Genomic DNA, 15,728 nt, shown 5'->3' with positions numbered 1-15,728 from the left:
CATGGCTTCGCGCTTCACACCGGGACGTCCGTTTCTCGACGCGCTCAAGACCGACTTTCTCGTCGGCGACGGCGCCATGGGAACGCAGATCTACGAGCGCGGCGTCCTCTACAGCGCGTGTTTCGAGGAGCTCAACGTTTCGCGCCCGGAGCTCGTGCGAAAGATCCACGAGGACTACCTTGCGGCCGGTGCCGTGCTGATCGAAACCAACTCCTTCGGCGCCAACGCCATGCGCCTCGAGAAGCACGGCTTCGACAAGCGCATCCGCGAGCTCAACCTCGCCGCCTGCAGGCTCGCCAAAGAGGCCGCCGCTTCGCGCGCGTGGGTTGCCGGTGCCATGGGCCCCAGCGGATATTTTCTCGGCGAAGCGAGCGCCGACGACCTCGCAAAGGTCAAGCGCGCCCTGTTGGAGCAGGCCCAGGTGCTCGTCGAAGGCGGCGTCGACGTCCTCATGGTCGAGACGGTGCGTCAGACGGCGGAGCTGCGCGTCGCCATCGAAGCCGCCGTCGAAGCGTCGGGGGGGAAGCTGCCGGTCATCGCCGCAGCGTCGCTCGACGAGCACGGCCGCATGGCCGACGGCACCGACGCCGCCGACATCGCGCGCATGATGGTCGATTGGGGAGCGTCAGCCGTTGGCGTCAACTGCTCCGATGGTCCGATGCACGTTCTCGCGGCGGTCGAGCGGATGCTCTCCGCCGGCGTTCCCGTTTGTGCGCTTCCCAACGCCGGCTTGCCTCACCGCGTCGACGACCGCCTCGTCTACGTTTCCACGCCCGAGTATTTCGGCGTCTACGCGCGCCGCATGTACAAACTTGGCGTTCACCTCGTGGGTGGATGTTGCGGCACCACGCCGGAGCACGTGCGCCGCATCGCCGCTTCGGCGCGCATGGTGGGCGCCTCCGACGATCACGACGAGGCCCGCGAGCGGGCTGACAGCGCCACGGCCATTAGCGTCGGGAGCATGCTCGCGGTCGCGGCAACAGGCCACGATCCGGTGCCATTTGCAAAACGAAGCACGCTCGCCGAGAAGCTCGGCCACACGTTCGTCGTCTCGGTAGAAGTGAACCCTCCCATTGGCATCGACCCCAAGCGCGCCATCGACGCCGCGAAGATGCTCAAGAAGACCGTCGACGTCATCAACATCGCGGACGGTGCACGGGCGCAGTCGCGCATGAGCAACCTCGCTCTCGCCGTGCGCATGCAGCGCGAAGCCGAGGTCGAAACGATCTTGCACGTCTGCGGTCGCGACCGGAACCTTCTCGGGACCCTCGCGCACCTCTTGGGTGCCCACGATCTCGGCGTTCGCAACCTCGTCATCATCACCGGCGATCCGCCCAAGATGGGCGACTTCCCCGACGCAACGCCCGTCTACGACCTCGACTCCATCGGCATCCTGAAGCTCGCGGCGCGGCTCAACCACGGCATCGACCCAGGCGGAAAGCCGCTAGGTGCCACCACCAGCTTCGTCCTCGCCACCGGCGCCGAACCGGCAGCGCTCAACTATCAACGCGAGCTCGAGCGCCTTGCCCAGAAGAAGGCCGCCGGCGCCGAGCTCGTGATGACGCAGCCCGTCTACGATCCGGCGGTGCTCCTCCGCTTCCTCGACGACATCGCCCATTTGAAGCTGCCGGTCCTCGTGGGCCTCTTGCCCTTGGCGAGCTACCGCAACGCGGAGTTCTTGCACAACGAGGTCCCCGGCATGCAGGTGCCCGAGTCGGTGCGCGAACGAATGCGCCGAGCCGGCACCGGCGCCGCCGCACGCAAAGAGGGCGTCGCCATCGCGCGCGAGATGCTCTCCGCCGTTCACGATCGAGTGGTCGGCGCGTACGTCATGCCGCCGCTCGAACGCTACGAGCTTGCTCGAGGTCGTTGACGGATTCGCGGGGCGTCCCCTCGCGTCTCCGCGCGCGCTCGTGAGCTGAGGCGAGACGCGGCGATGGCAAAGTCGTCCGACCGCCTCACATGGCTCTTCGTTGCCCTGCTGGCCTTCGTCGCCGCTTGGGTGCTGGTGCGTACGATGGAGAAGCCAGTCCATCACGCGGAGTCGGAGACCGCAGAGCCCGTACGAATGGCCGACGGTGGCCTCGTCAAACCGCGCTGCCGCGCGGCGTCGCCGCCGCGACGACTCGCCATCGGCGGGGCCATCAGCGTCGGCGAGGCGGCCATCGACGCCAAGGGAACGGTGGCCATCGGCCTCGCCCGCAGCGGAGACGGCGGCAGCTTGGCGGCCGTCGCGTCGTTCACCATCGGTGCCGAGCCGACGCTCGCCGAGCTTGGCTCCGCCACCGGCGATGATCCGGCGCCGCACGCGTTCTTCTTGCGTGAGCAACTGATGTCGGCACGGCTCGTTTCAACGCGCACCTCTCGTCGCCTCGTGCTCCAAGCGGTCGCGTCGCCCGGTACCGAGGTGGCATCTTTCGCGCAGTCGAAGGACGAGTCGCTGGCCTTCGACGTTACAACGAGCGGCGACGCGGCCTTCGCGGCATGGGACGATGACGACCGCGGCGTCGGCGTGATTCGCGGCGCTTGGGCCACCGGCGACGCCGGCGCGCCGCTTGTCATCTCGCCGCCGCGCAGCGATGCCGAGTCGCCGCGGCTCGTCGGCGACGGGCAGGGCGGCGTCTTCGTCGCGTGGATCGCGCGCGCCGCTGAGGCGGACGGCGGGGCAGACTACTTGGAGAGGTCGCCGGAAGCGCGCGAAATCCGATGGGTCGAGATCACGCACGTGACCCGCGCCGGCGACGTGGCCGCCAGCGTGCGCCTCGAGCCTTCGCGGGTGACCGACTTCGACCTTGGCGCCGGTGACAACTTCGCCCTCGTGCTCATGCGCGACGATGTCGGAGACGCGCGTGGTGCTCGCCTCGTGAGGCAAGTGGCGAAGCTCAGTGACGGCCGCCTTGGCCTTGAGGCGGCGCGCGTCCTTCTCCGCGACGGCGTCGGCGGTCGCGAGCCGCTCCTCGTGCCACCGGGCGGCGATGGCCTTGTGCTCGTGGGCGACCCCGCGGAGCGCACGCACCTCGTACCTCAGGACGCCGTGGCGGACGCCGCCGAACCGAGCCCGCGCTCGTTTCCCGAGGCGGCCTTCGATGGCGTGCGCCCGCTCGTCGGGCGCTCCGCCGCGGCCTTCGGACCGTTCTTGCGCGACGGGGCCCTGCCAAAGGGGGCGAAGCCAGCTTCTCCTAGTGATGTCATGATCATCGGCGCGTCGGTCACTGACCGCGGTGCCGAGGCACATCTCGTGCTCTGCGAGCGTTGAATGCACGTCGCGGTTGGACTAGGCTCCGCTCGCCGCTGAGCCGCGGCCGCCCTCGCGGGTGTCGTGCAGGAGAGCGTGAGTGCCCTATTCGTCTGCGACTCGACTTTGTTCAAGGCCCGCCCGCTCAGCGCGAAGCACCGTTTCTGGCGTCGTCTGCCCCGCGTTTGGGGCCCATAGCTCAATCGGTCAGAGCCCCCGGCTCATAACCGGGCTGTTCCTGGTTCGAACCCAGGTGGGCCCACGTCCATTTTCTTCTTCGTCTTTGCCGTACAGAGGAGCCGCCGCTTGAGCATCCCCGACCACATCGCAGCCCTCGAAGAGCTTGCCGCCATCGACGCGGAGCTCAAGATTCTCGACGACAAGCTCGGCCTCGAGCGCGCCGGCCTCGACGGCATGAAGGCGACCCCTAGCGTCTCGATGACAAGCTTCTCGCCGATCGCGCGCAGCTCGCGCTGCTGGAGAAGACGCGCAACGAAATGGTTGGCGAGCTGCGCACCTTGAGCGGACAGATCGACCACTCGCGCGACAAGATGAATCGGGCGCGCAACGAGCGCGAGACCAACGCGGCGCAGCGTGAGCTAGAGGAGCTTCGCAAGCTGGTTCGCGATCGCGAGGTCGACGCGAATCGCGCGACGGCCGACGCCGACGCGGTGCGCCTCCAGATCGAGAGCAGCGACGGTGAAGCCGCCACGGTCCGGGCCGAGCTCGGGTCCACCGAGGGGCTCCGCGCAGGCGCGTATCGCCGAGATCGAAACGGGCCGCGCCGAGTACCTCGCCAAGCGCGAGGCGACCCAGAAGAAGCTTCCCCCGCAGCTCTTGCGTAAGTACGAGACGGTCCGAGGCAAGAAGGGCTCCGCCATCGCGCAAACCACCGACGGCACTTGCCGCGCGTGCCACATGTCGCTGCCGCCGCAGCTCTTTCATCGCCTGCGTCGCGAACCGCTCCTGGAGCAGTGCCCTTCGTGCTTCCGCCTCATCTACTTCGTCGCCCCACCCACTGCGGCCGGTGGATGATGGTCAAGCGCTGGGCGATGACCCAAACGAACCTACCAACGTCGACGCGATGATTCTCGCGCCGAACGAGCAGAGCGCCCGGTGAAGAGCTGTCCGAAATGCCAGCGTAGTTTTCCCAACGACGCGGGCTTTTGTCCGAGCGATGGGACGCCACTCATGTCGACGAGCCTCGTGCCCGTCGCGCCCGACCAGGACGCCCGCATCGGCTCGCGGCTCGCGGGGCGCTACGAGATTCGGCGCGTCGTGGCCGATGGCGGCATGGGGCGCGTCTACGAAGGCGTCGACAAGCAATCCGACACGCGCATCGCACTCAAGGTCCTCCACGACGACGTCTCGCGCGATGACGTCTCGCTGGAGCGCTTCAAGCGCGAGTACCAAATCAGCTCGCGGTTGCCCCATGACCACATCGTCAAGGTCCTCGACTTCCAGCAGGACCTCACCTCCAAGGTGTGGCTCTTGGCCATGGAGTTCCTCGATGGCGAGGAGCTCCGCGTGGTCCTCAAGCGCGACAAGTTTCTCAAGCCCGAGAAGCTCGTTCGTATGATGTCGCAGGTCGCCATTGGCCTCGACGCCGCGCACGGGCAGCCAGTTGTTCACCGCGATCTCAAGCCCGACAACCTGTTTCTCTGTGGAACCCGTGAGGGCGACGTCGTAAAAATTCTCGACTTCGGTTCGGTGAAAGACAAGAACACGGACGCGAAGAAGCTCACGGTGCTCGGCACCACGATCGGCTCGCCGTACTACATGGCGCCCGAGCAGGCTCAGGGACTCGACACCCTCGACGCGCGCGCGGACGTTTTCGCCCTCGCCGCCATCGCCTACGAGTGCATCACCGGCAGCGTCCCCTTCGGCGGCCACAACGGCCCTTCGATCCTCCTCGCGATCCTCACGCAAGATCCGCTACCGGCCACGGTGAAGGGGAAGGATGCGCCGTCGCCGATTCCGCCAGCCATGGACGACGTCCTGGACCTGGGCCTCGCAAAGAATCCGGCGCACCGGACGCCGAGCGTGGGCGCCTTCGCCGACGCGCTCGGTCACGCATACGGCCTCGCGGGTGATCACAAGGTGTGGGCCGTGACGTCGGAGCAGGCGCTCGGCGCCCAGGTTCAAGACGCGCTGCCCCGTGCCATGGCTCCCAAGGTGGGCGCGCTCGAGGCGGCGGCGGATCCGTTTGCCGCGCCTCCGCCAGCCGCTCTCGTGGCCGGGGGGCGCTCAAGGCGCCATGGCGATGGATCAGGCCTTCGCTGCGTCCCGTGAAGAGCCGCTGGTCTTGCCCGTTTCCGGGCGTCCCGCATGGCTGATCCCAGCCATTGTAGGGGCCGTTGTAGTGCTCGGCATCTTGGTGGTTGTGGCGCTTACCCAGTAGCACTTTCGTCCGTTTTCACCGGAAAAGGCGCTGGATCGGGAGACCCCCATGTTGCTCAACTAGGGCAACAACGGGAAGGGCACGGCGCTCGCCGACCGCGGTAATTGCGCAGTTGGCGCGCAGCAGGGCTGGAAATCTTCTTGGCGCGGGGCCTGCATCGGTCCCTGCGAACCCAAGGAGGCTCCCAAGGTGCTGCCCTATCAGCGGCGAAGTGGCGTAACCGCTTCCCCTCGAACCCCAGAGACGATGCGGCCGACGACTCGGCCGGTCTCCACGGTTCGCCCCTCAGTCGCTGGCGGCGCGCGCTCGGTCCGTCCGGACTTTGCCCCGGTTCGCGACGAAGAAATGACGACGATGATGCCGTCGAGGAGCGCCGCGGCCCTCCCGCCGCCGCCCGACGCGCATACGGCGCGGATCCCCCGGCAGTGGTCTCCCGTTGAGCAAGTCGTCGGTCGTCAGCCGACCCTGCCCTCGATCGCCGCCTCCAGTCTTCCCCAGCCGACGCCGCTTTCTGTTCCCGCGCCGCCGTCGTCGCTTCACGGCTTTGCCATCGGTAACACGGCGCCCAGCATCAACGTTCAGACGGCGCGCGTTCGTACCGGCGCCCTCGCGAAGGTTGCTCGTCCCACGGTCTCCTGGGCCGTCGTCCTCGTTGCCCTCGGCGTGTTCGTCGGTATCGGTGGTGCTTTCATGAAGAGCGCCGAATCGAGGGCGACGACGGCCGCGGCCGCGGCGAAGGCGCCAGGCAAGGCGGCGAAGAAGGCGGCTGGCGCTAAGGCTCTCGCGGCACAAGCCCCCGCAACACCCGCGCTGCCGACCGTCGCCGCCCTCACGGCTGCCGCGCCGCCCGCAGCTCCAGTTGCTCCCGCGGCCCTGCCCGCCACGCCCGCACCTGTTGCCGCTCCCGCGGTCGCGCAAGGCGTCGCCGCTCCCATCAACTCCGGCCTCCCGCCGCTTCCGGCGGGCGTCCTCGATCCGGCGCCCACGGCTCGCGCAATGACCGGCGTTGTCGCGAGCTCCGTTCCTCCGCTCCCGTTGGGTGCGCTCCCAGGACCCGCGTTTCCGATGGCCGCGCCCGTCGCACCCGCTGCGATTGCCAAGTCCGCTCCGGTGGCCTCGCCGGCTGCCGCGCCCGCCCCGCGTCGAGCGAGTCGCTTCGTCCCTGCCGAGCCCACCGCGGCTGCGGTGCCCGCGCCTCGGCCCCGCAAGGAGCGGGCGCTCTCCGAGGAAGCCAAGAACATCGCGGCGGCGCAGCTCGAGTCACTCCTCTGAGAGTGAAAATCTCTAGGTCGCGCCGGCGCCGGGGGTGGATCAATGGACCCCCACGGTCAGCCCATTGGTCGCACGAAAACGCCACCTTGATGCCCCCATGTGGGATGCGTGGAAGCGATTGAATTCAAGTAGATAGATTGAGTTTCGGGTCGACCCTGCGATGGCCCGCTCGGTGCACTGGACAATCCGCCCCCCAACCAACCGGGGCGGAGGAAGATGCTCCCTCGTAAGCGGACGGTACCGGCAGAGCCAGCGGCGAATCCTTTCGCCCTCGGAGCGAAGAAGGCTCGGGTGTCGGTCTCCGATGAGATCACCTCGGTTCAGGCGTCGCCGCTCAGTACGCCGGCCCCGGTGCCTTCGCCGGTCTTCGGCCGGAGACCGTCCAAGGGGCCGCCGCCCCTCCCGACCGCACGTCCCGCGTCCCCGAGGGGATCGGCGCGACCCGGTCGTTCGCCGATGGAGCTACCCCGTGCGTCGGTCATGGCGCCCCCGAGTCACGAGTTCGACCGAGCCGCCGGGCGCGAAGGGACCGCCGTGGCCGCTTTGCTCGCCGAAGCGCTCCCGCCGCCAATTCCTCAACGCAAGCCGCCGAGCTCCGACGCCATCGAGCCGATGTCCATCACGCACCACCCGGCGCCGATCGCGCGGCCAAGCGCGTCGTGGGCGATGGCCCTCGTCGCGCTCGGCGTGTTCGGCGGGGTCGTGACCGCCATTGTGGCCGGCGGTGAAACCGATTCGATCCTTCGCGCCGGCGTCACCTTCATCGATCCGAGCGCCGAAACGATGGGGATGCCGCGGCCGGCGACGCTGCCGGTGGTCGCTGCGATGCCGCCGCTGTCGGCTCCACCGTCGGCGCCAGCTCCCGCGCCCCGGCCCGAGCCGGCGCACGCGGCGCAGGTGCCATCCCACGGCACGGCCGTCGTCGCCGCCGCAGCGCCCATCATTGGCGAGCCCATCGACCTCGGCGGTCCTCGCAAGAACATCGAGACTCTCAAAGGCCCCGTGCGCGCCGTTGCCAAGACGGAAGTGAAGGTTGCGGCGCCGGTACGTCGCGAGCCGCCGCGGTTCGCGCGCGCCGAGAAGGCGGAGAGACACGACAAGAGCGAGGAGGAGTCGCCGAAGGCCGAACGCACGGAGAAGGCGGAAGCCAAGGCCGAACGCGTCGAGAAAGCGGAGGCGAAGGTCGAAAAGGCTGAAGCGAAGAGCGACAAGGGCGACGCCCCGAAACTCGGCAAAAAGCTGGGTATCACCGCGGCCGCCGCCGACGCCCTCGCCAAGGCGCAACTCGAAGGCGCCCTCTAGCGAGCGGCGCGGCGACTAGCGCACGCAGGCGAAGCGCTCACCCTCGGCGGTCAGCCAGCTCCCGCAACGGGAGCCGAGGAGCGCGCGGCAGTCGATTTCAATGGGCGCGCCCCGCACGCACGCGACGAGTTTGTCACCGACGCAGCGATCGGCCGAGCATGCGCCGGCGTCGACGGGGACGTCGCAGGCGCGGGCAATGTCCCAGGACCGAGGCGCACCGCCTTCGCGGGCACCGGCGTCGGCGCTGGCGCCCGCGATCCGATGGCAGGTCGAGCCGAAGACCGCGCAGTCGATGACCTCGGGCACGCCGCCAGGGCAACCCGACGCGGTTGTGCCTTGGCACGTCACAACGGTGCTGGCAGGGCAGGTGCCGCTCCCGGTCGGCACGCACGCGGAGCCGTGCGCGACGTCGACGCACCGACCGGCGCCCACGCTCGCGCAGTCGAAACCGACGTCGTTGCCGCCGACGCACTGGCGCAGGCTCGTTCCAACGCAACCGCTGGAGGCGCAGGCGCCGAGGCCACCGCTTCCGGTGCACTCGCCGCGGTAGTCGGCCACGCGGCGGCAGGTGCGCCCCTTGGCGATGCACGCCTCGCCGTAGGCGCGGCTTCCCGAGCGACGGCAATCGAGACGCACCTCGGCGAGCGGCGAGGCGGCCGCTCCGCAGGTGGTAATCCCGCCATCAGCGATTTGACCGCAGTCGGCCGGTACGCCGGTCGGGAAGATGCACTTGACGGTATCGTCGCAGGTCTTCGCGGCGGCGATGCATCGGTAGTACTCGAGCCGTGCGCCGCGCGGCGCGCGCCCCGGCGCGGCCTTGCAAGCGAAGGTCGGGAGTGCGTCCTCGAGGCATTTTCCCGTCGCGTTGCTTCCCATCGGTGACTCGCAGGCCGCGAGCAGCGCGCACGAGCGCTTGGCCATCGCGGTCGCCTCGTCGAAGTCGAGGTCGCAGAACTCTTTGAGCTGCGTCGCGCTGTCGGCGGCGGAGGCTTCAACACTGGCGTCGAGGGAACCCGCCTCGGGCAGCTCGTAGCTCGTGTCGTGAAACAGGTCGACGCAAGCGGCGACGCCGCTTGGCATGACGAGGGCCGCAGCGATGGCGAACCGTCGCACGTCAAAACCTCACGCGCAGCGTCGCCGGAAGCGCGGTGCTTCGCTTCGCGGGCGTCATCCACCAGAAGATGCCGGCGGTGATACCGAGGGCGGCGCCGACGGCGAAGCCCGAGAGCGCCACCGTGTCCCACGTGCGGACGCGGTCGCGCGTGTCCTCGCATGAGGCGACGGTCTTACAATCGGCAAGCTCGTCTTGAGCGTTGCCCGCGACAAAGAACGCACCGACGCCGGCGCCAGCCACGACAACGGCCCCAGCGGCCGCGGCGAGCGCCGCGGTTCCGAAGCCTCGTGGCCCAGGCGGTGCCGACAACGCGGGCGTCGACGTGAGCTCGTCCTTCGGCAGCTTCACCTCGACGGTCACTGCCTCCCGCTCCCTCAGGTCTACCTGCTTTATGAACAGCGAGCCGTCGCCAACCTTGCGGCGAGCCGTGAGGCGGTGACGACCAGGCGCGAGTCGTAGCGGGGTCGTCGTGTCGATGGGGGCCGCGTCGAGGGTTACGTCGACTTCAGCCGCAGTGACACCAACAAGCGCGACGGAGAGCGACGGGACTCGCGCGCGGAGGTCTTCGAGCGGGGCCTTGGTCGCTTCGAGCACCTCGGCCACGTTCTCGGCTTGGGCAGCGCGGGCGGCCCCTTCGTAGCCCTCCAGGGCTTCGGTGAGGCGGCCTAGGCTCTCGAGGCAGAGGGCGACGTGAAAGCGCAGACCGGGTGTCGCCTTTATGCGCACCGCGCGCTCCAGCTTTTCGAGCGCCGCGGCCCACGCACCGGAGCTCTCGTCCTTCTCCGCGAGCGAGAAGAGCTCGCGAGCCTGTGCCAGCTCCGCGGAGCTGGGCTCCTTCGCCACGACGGCGGCGGGCCACGCCGTGGCGAAGAGCAGCACGGCGAGCGCCGCGCGCGCGTTCATCCGCCGAGCCCTCCGAGTCCTCCGAGGCCGCCGAGTCCACCGAACGGCAAGGCGCCTCCACAGGCGTTGCCGCAAACGCCCGTGACGCACTGCACGATCTCGAAGGCCTTCAGGGACGCTTGCGGGTCCGTCGTGCAGGTGCCGAGGCATTGAAGGTCAAGGCTCGCGGCCAGGCACTTCTGTGCCACGCACTGCAGCACGCGATTGCAGTCCGGCTGCTGCAAGCAGCGGGTGACCTTGCTGCCGCACTTCTGAGCGACGCACGTCGCGCAGCCGACGAGCTCCTGGATGGGATCGGGGGGACCCGCGGCGTCGACGCCCGCATCGGCAGAAACGGCGGCATCGACAGCGACCGCGGTGACCGACGCGTCGCCGAGGGGCTCGAAGTCGAGCGGCCCACGGCTGCCGCACCCAATCGCGGTCGCGAGAACCATGAGCCCAAGAACTCGCGCGCAGAGGGGAATCGCTTGGGCTACCACGCGCGGCAACGTACTAGGACAAGAGCGCAAACGCCACAGGCTCCCGGCCTCGCACCTCGCCAGGTACAAGCCCCCCATGGGTCATCAAGTTGCGGTAGCGTACGATTCTGATGGCGGTCAGGTTTCCCATCGTCGTGCGCCCCGAGGCGCTCCGCAGCGCTTGCGATGCCGCACGAGGCCGTGGCGCGCGTGTCGCGTTCGTGCCCACGATGGGCGCGCTTCACGAAGGTCATCTCTCGCTCGTGCGTGAGGCCCGCGCCCGCGCGGACTTCGTCGTGGTCTCCATCTTCGTGAACCCGACGCAGTTTGGTCCCAACGAGGACTTTGCCCGCTACCCGCGTGATCTCGACGCGGACGCCAAGCTCCTCGACGGCGTTGGCGTCGATCTGTTGTTCGCGCCACCGCGTGACGCAATGTATCCCGTTGGTGATGAGACGCGGGTCGCCGTGCCGCGCCTCGCCGCAGGGCTGTGCGGCCCCTTCCGTCCAGGACACTTCGAAGGTGTCGCGACGGTTGTCGCGAAGCTGCTCTCAATTGTTGGGGCGGCGGACGCGATCTTTGGCCGCAAGGACTACCAGCAGCTCGCCGTGATTCGTCGCCTTGTCGTTGATCTCTACCTGCCTACGACGGTGGTTGGCGCGCCTATCGTTCGAGAGGCCGACGGCGTCGCCATGAGCTCTCGCAACGCATACCTCACGCCGCCGGAGCGCGAGCGAGCGCGCGCGCTTTCACGTGGCCTCGCCGCTGCGGCGGAGCTGTTCGCGGCCGGCGAGCGGTCGATCGGCGCCCTGGTTGCGCGCGTGCGTCGCGAGGTCGAGCCAGCCGCCGATCGCATCGACTACGTAGACCTGACCGACGCCGACTCCTTGGCGCCGCTTTCTGGGACCGTCCCCGAGCGGGCGCTCCTCGCCATCGCGTGTCACATCGGCAAGACGCGCCTCATCGACAACACGGTCCTCGGCGAAGACCCGCCGCCGATCACCTCTGGTCAGCACTGACGCGCAGCGCGCCCCGCGCGATCTTCGACTCTCCGTTACGTGAAGGAAGGCAAACGATCATGGAAGGCCTGTTCGTCGTACTCGAAGGCATCGATGGCGCCGGCACGACGACGCAAGCGGCGAGGCTCGTGGAGCGCCTCCGTCGCGACGGTGTCAATGCGCGCGCGACCCGCGAGCCGAGCGATGGTCCCGTCGGCATGATGGTGCGGCAGGTCCTCACAGGGCGCATTGTGGTCCCCGGTGGTCGCGCTCCCGGCTGGGCGACCATGGCGTTGCTCTTTGCCGCCGACCGCCTCGATCATGTTGAGAGCGAGATCGAGCCGCAAATCGCCGCCGGTGGCGTCATCGTGTCAGACCGGTACGACGCGTCGAGCCTCGCCTACCAAAGCGTCACGAGCGGAACCGAGGGGGCTCAAGCGCTCGAGTGGATCCGTCACATCAACCGACACGCCCGTCGCCCCGACCTCACCATCGTCCTCGACGTGAGCGCCGGCGTCGGGGCGTCGCGCCGCGAGTCGCGCGGCGAGGCGGCCCAACTCTACGAACAAAACGAGGTGCAGCGCGCGCTGGCGGACTTCTACAAGGACTTGCAGAAGCATCAGCCGGATGATCGGGTCGTCGTCGTGGATGGCTCGAAGCCCATCGACGAGGTGCAGGAGCTCGTCTACGCGGCCTTTCGGGACTTCGCGGCTACCTCGCCAAAGCGCTGAACCGCGAGGGTTTCTTGCCCTGCGACGTGTCCATTGGCATCCTCCCGCCATGCGCCTTTGGGTCCTCGCCTTGCTCGTCACCTCTGGCTGCGCTGCACAAGAGCCGGTGGCTCGCGGTTCGGCTCAGTCACCCACGGCGGCACCGCCCGTCGCAACGGAAGTCAGCAGCGCTGCGGCGCCCCGATTCCTCCGCCGCGACGACGTTCGTCGCACCGTTCGCGACGGCCTCGGCGCCTTCTTGCAACGTGTGGAGCTGACCGAGCAGCCTGCGTTCGAGCGAGGCCGCTTCAAGGGCTTTCGCGTCGCGCGTCTCGTCGGTGACCCGTCCTTTTGGGCCGGCGTCGACCTGCAGCCGGGCGATGTTCTGCTCTCCATTAACGGCACGAGCATCGAGCGCCCTGAGCACGCCCTCGCGGTCTTTCATGGCCTCGAAACGGCACCCGAGCTTCGCGTGATCGTCGAGCGAAACGGTCAGCCCCGCGAGTTGCGCTACCCCATCGAGGATCGGGCCAAGAAGTAGTCCCTCAGCTGCTCGCGCCTCGCGACAGCTCCGAGAGCGCGATGAGGTCGAGATCGGGCGTTGCCGTCGGCGTGGTCTCGGCGGTAAACGCGAGGACAGCGCCCTCCCTGGGCAACAGACGGATGTGTGCTCGATCGACGCGGCCGTGAGGGACGCCGGCCTGGTGCAGCACCGACAACACGGCGCCGAGGCGCCGACTCTCCGATGCCGTGAGCGGCCGCTCAAGCGGCGCGCCCTCTCGCGCTTCGATCCAGAGTTTTGCGGCGGAGGCGTCGACACGGAGAACGACTTCAACACCGCCCGTCACGCTCGCGAGGGCCTGCGCGAAGGCGCGGGCCCGCGTCAACGTCGACTCGGTGAGCGGCACCAGACGAACCAAACGGCCGGTCCATTCGTCGCGGTAGAGGTCGTTGCCGAGGCTTTCGAGTCGCGACTTTGCGGGCAGCTCCGGTGCACTTTCTGGGAGAGGGCGCGCCACCGGTTCGAAGCTGGTCGGCCACCGAAGCTCGAGCAGAAGCTTCCGCGCGGCGGCGGCGTCCGCGGGGCGTGCCTGAGGCTCTTTCGCGAGGAGCGCGGCGAGCGCGGCGTCGTGTCGCCGATCGAGGTCGCGATGAAGCGCGCTCGGTAGCGTGCCCGCCGCCGCGCTGCCCACGAGCATCTCCGAGAGCATGGCCCCGATGCCGTATAGATCGCTCTGGATGGTTGCCGGGTGGCCGAGCTTTTGTTCCGGGCTCATGTAGGCGAACGTCCCGATGACGCCGGCCGTCGCCGTCGCTGCGAGATCGCCGAGGTGCGCGGCCCCGAAGTCCGCGAGTCGGGCTGCGCCGGCGCCATCGAAGAGAACGTTCGACGGCTTGACGTCGCGATGGATAACGCCCGCGCGATGCGCCGCGGATAACGCGTCGAGGACCGCCGCGGCGATCTCGACGGCGCGCGCCGGCGCGAGCGGCTCCTTCGCCAACATCTCCGCGAGCGAGCCACCGCTCATCCACGCGAGCACCAGCGCGGGACCTTCCGGGACGTATTCGCGCAGCGGGACGACGCTGGGGTGGCGAAGTCCGCGCAAGATCGTGACCTCGCGCTCGAAGCGCACCAGCGCATCGCGCCCAACGCCGCGGAGACCGTTGCCGGCAAAGACCTTTAGCGCGACGTGCTCCTCCGTCAGCGTATCGATGCATTCGATGACGCGCGCGTTCGCCGTCGACGCCACGTCGCGCTTCCGCCGGTAGCGACCAAAGAACGTCTCCTCGTCGCGCGCCATTGCCGCGGGGCGCTGCGACGGGGGGCTCGTCTCGAAGCCGAGCGCCGCCAGCTCCGTGAGGCACTCGCCTTGGGCAGCGCCGAGGTTCATCGCGCCGAAGATGCGCGCCAGTTCCATGGTTGCGGGGCCGCGCTCCGCCGCCCCCTTTGGGATCTCCTGCAGTGCGCGAATCGCCGCTTCGCGACGACCGTGTCGGTCGAGGAGGCGGCCTAGCCGTAGCTTGAGGTCCCACCGCTCCGGGACGCGGCGAAGGCCCGCCTCTAGCTCGCGGGCCGCGGCCGCCGGATCACCCCGGTGTTCGAGGATGTCGGCGGCGCGCTCCTCGCGGCCGGCGCGAGACCAAGCGGTGGCGGCCGCGTCCCCTTGTCCGATAGCCTCGAAGAGCCTCGCGGCCCACCCGTGATGTCCCTTCATGGAGAGCGCGCTCGCGAGCGTCGGCAAGCGAGCGTCGTCTAGGTCGGCGAGCGCCGACTCCGCTGTGTCGTCGTCGTGGGCCTCGCAGGCGAGCAGGAGCGCGCGCTCCGGGAGGTTCCCGCGAAGGGCTGCCCGGCCCGCTTCGGCAAAGAGGCAATCCCGCTCGTAGAGCTCGGCCGCGAGCTGCAAGTCGCCGCGCGCTTCCGCGAGCGTCGCCGCTTCCCGCAAGCGCTCCGCAAGGATGAGACGCTCGATGTCGGCGTCCACCTCAGTCCTCGTCGTCTTCGTCGTGGACCGGTTCACCGTCGGTCCTGGCGTCGAGCGAGGCCTCGACCTCGGCGCCGATGGCGAAGGGGTTCGTCGGCTCCTCACCGCGCGTCTTCGCGCGGGCGTCGCTCTTCGATGCGAGGTCCGCCAGGATGCCCCGTTCACGGTTCTTGCGGCCAGGACCGCTCCGATCGACCCAGAAGTAACTTCTCTCCCTCACGTCGACGTGGACGAATCCGCTCGTCGGGTAGAGCCCCACGCCGACGAAGCCCAAGTCGCGCGCCGCCTTCGCCACGTCTTCGTCGCGCGCGCCGGGGATGACGATGTCGGCGGCCCGTCCGCAGGAATGATTCGAGCCGCGGCCGCGGACCGGCGGCCGTTCGCTCGCGGCACGTCCCGGCCGGTAGCCCGAGACGAGGCGGACCTCCGGCGCGTCGAACTTTCGTTGCAGCTGGTAGAGCAGATCGATGAGGCGCGGCTCGATGGGATGTTCGGAGGCGCTAGACGAGTCGCGAAGAGCCTTCGCGGCCTTGTCCAGGTCACGCGCCAGGAACGTGCCGCGGTCGGTCGCCGCCGCGATCTCAACGCGGTCCCCGGTATTGAGCGATGCGAGCACCAGCTTGGCGCGTCCCGTTTCGTCGCGCGGCGCCGTTCGTCCTGTTGGTCGTGTGTGCCACGCCTTTACCGCCTGCACATACTTCGCCGTTAGCTCTGGCTTGGCGCGCTTCGGCGGTACGGCCTTCTTCGGGGGCGCCGACGCTGCGTCCGTCGCGAGGGCCAACGCCGAGAGCGAACATGCGAGCGTCAGCGCGAGGGCAACGGCCTTCATGGGAGAGGTGGCGGCTTTCTCGA

Annotated in this window: 16 protein-coding genes and 1 tRNA gene; 12 read left to right on the top strand and 5 right to left on the bottom strand. The window is 69.0% G+C overall.

All coding sequences use genetic code 11. From position 1 onward, the window contains the following. The first annotated feature begins 1 nt into the window (after position 1). From IPG50_26100 to IPG50_26060, 9 genes are all read left to right on the top strand, one after another. Positions 2-1,873, top strand: coding sequence for a bifunctional homocysteine S-methyltransferase/methylenetetrahydrofolate reductase (locus IPG50_26100; GenBank protein MBK6695653.1), 1,872 nt, complete (start codon positions 2-4; stop codon positions 1,871-1,873). 63 nt (positions 1,874-1,936) lie between these two features. Further along, positions 1,937-3,256 (top strand): hypothetical protein, encoded by a 1,320-nt coding sequence (locus tag IPG50_26095; protein ID MBK6695652.1) that lies wholly within the window; start codon positions 1,937-1,939, stop codon positions 3,254-3,256. A 167-nt stretch (positions 3,257-3,423) separates the two neighbouring features. Then, a tRNA-Ile gene (locus IPG50_26090) sits at positions 3,424-3,497 on the top strand. 44 nt (positions 3,498-3,541) lie between these two features. After that, positions 3,542-3,757 carry a hypothetical protein gene (locus IPG50_26085; protein MBK6695651.1) on the top strand — a complete coding sequence of 72 codons (216 nt, stop codon included), beginning with the start codon at positions 3,542-3,544 and terminating at the stop codon, positions 3,755-3,757. Further along, positions 3,754-4,080 carry a hypothetical protein gene (locus tag IPG50_26080; GenBank protein ID MBK6695650.1) on the top strand — a complete coding sequence of 109 codons (327 nt, stop codon included), beginning with the start codon at positions 3,754-3,756 and terminating at the stop codon, positions 4,078-4,080. The genes IPG50_26085 and IPG50_26080 overlap by 4 nt, the downstream gene beginning before the upstream one ends. Then, entirely contained in the window at positions 4,073-4,270 is a 198-nt protein-coding gene (locus tag IPG50_26075) for a hypothetical protein (protein ID MBK6695649.1), read from the top strand. The genes IPG50_26080 and IPG50_26075 overlap by 8 nt, the downstream gene beginning before the upstream one ends. Positions 4,271-4,426: 156 nt before the next feature. Next, a complete protein-coding gene (locus tag IPG50_26070; GenBank protein MBK6695648.1) occupies positions 4,427-5,527 on the top strand; it encodes a serine/threonine protein kinase in 1,101 nt (366 codons plus the stop codon). A 463-nt stretch (positions 5,528-5,990) separates the two neighbouring features. Further along, complete coding sequence (locus IPG50_26065) at positions 5,991-6,908, top strand: hypothetical protein (GenBank protein MBK6695647.1); 918 nt, start codon at positions 5,991-5,993, stop codon at positions 6,906-6,908. A 456-nt stretch (positions 6,909-7,364) separates the two neighbouring features. After that, entirely contained in the window at positions 7,365-8,210 is an 846-nt protein-coding gene (locus tag IPG50_26060; protein ID MBK6695646.1) for a hypothetical protein, read from the top strand. Positions 8,211-8,225: 15 nt separating this feature from the next. On the opposite strand, the gene IPG50_26055 is transcribed toward IPG50_26060, so the two are convergent. Genes IPG50_26055 through IPG50_26045 form a run of 3 tightly spaced genes read right to left on the bottom strand, consistent with a single transcriptional unit; the run spans position 8,226 to position 10,661 of the window. Further along, entirely contained in the window at positions 8,226-9,323 is a 1,098-nt protein-coding gene (locus IPG50_26055) for a hypothetical protein (GenBank protein MBK6695645.1), read from the bottom strand. Position 9,324: 1 nt separating this feature from the next. After that, positions 9,325-10,227: a hypothetical protein gene (locus IPG50_26050; GenBank protein ID MBK6695644.1), complete on the bottom strand. Its 903-nt coding sequence runs from the start codon at positions 10,225-10,227 to the stop codon at positions 9,325-9,327. Next, positions 10,224-10,661: a hypothetical protein gene (locus IPG50_26045; GenBank protein MBK6695643.1), complete on the bottom strand. Its 438-nt coding sequence runs from the start codon at positions 10,659-10,661 to the stop codon at positions 10,224-10,226. Before IPG50_26045 ends, IPG50_26050 begins: the two co-directional genes overlap by 4 nt. A gap of 155 nt (positions 10,662-10,816) precedes the next feature. On the opposite strand from IPG50_26045, the gene IPG50_26040 reads away from it, so the two are divergent. Genes IPG50_26040 through IPG50_26030 form a run of 3 tightly spaced genes read left to right on the top strand, consistent with a single transcriptional unit; the run spans position 10,817 to position 12,934 of the window. Then, positions 10,817-11,704 (top strand): pantoate--beta-alanine ligase, encoded by an 888-nt coding sequence (locus tag IPG50_26040; GenBank protein MBK6695642.1) that lies wholly within the window; start codon positions 10,817-10,819, stop codon positions 11,702-11,704. Between the two features lie 59 nt (positions 11,705-11,763). After that, positions 11,764-12,414: a dTMP kinase gene (gene tmk, locus IPG50_26035; protein ID MBK6695641.1), complete on the top strand. Its 651-nt coding sequence runs from the start codon at positions 11,764-11,766 to the stop codon at positions 12,412-12,414. A 49-nt stretch (positions 12,415-12,463) separates the two neighbouring features. Further along, positions 12,464-12,934: a hypothetical protein gene (locus tag IPG50_26030; GenBank protein ID MBK6695640.1), complete on the top strand. Its 471-nt coding sequence runs from the start codon at positions 12,464-12,466 to the stop codon at positions 12,932-12,934. Between the two features lie 4 nt (positions 12,935-12,938). Here the strand turns inward: IPG50_26030 and IPG50_26025 are convergent, their stop codons facing one another. Next, positions 12,939-14,912 carry a protein kinase gene (locus IPG50_26025; GenBank protein ID MBK6695639.1) on the bottom strand — a complete coding sequence of 658 codons (1,974 nt, stop codon included), beginning with the start codon at positions 14,910-14,912 and terminating at the stop codon, positions 12,939-12,941. Then, positions 14,878-15,705: a DUF882 domain-containing protein gene (locus tag IPG50_26020; GenBank protein MBK6695638.1), complete on the bottom strand. Its 828-nt coding sequence runs from the start codon at positions 15,703-15,705 to the stop codon at positions 14,878-14,880. The genes IPG50_26025 and IPG50_26020 overlap by 35 nt, the downstream gene beginning before the upstream one ends. Positions 15,706-15,728 lie beyond the last annotated feature (23 nt).

Source organism: Myxococcales bacterium (genome assembly GCA_016703425.1).
In the GTDB taxonomy this organism is placed as follows: Bacteria; Myxococcota_A; Polyangia; order Polyangiales; family Polyangiaceae; genus JADJCA01.
The sequence above is the reverse complement of the archived record's forward strand: the minus strand, read 5'-3'. Positions and strand labels throughout refer to the sequence as shown.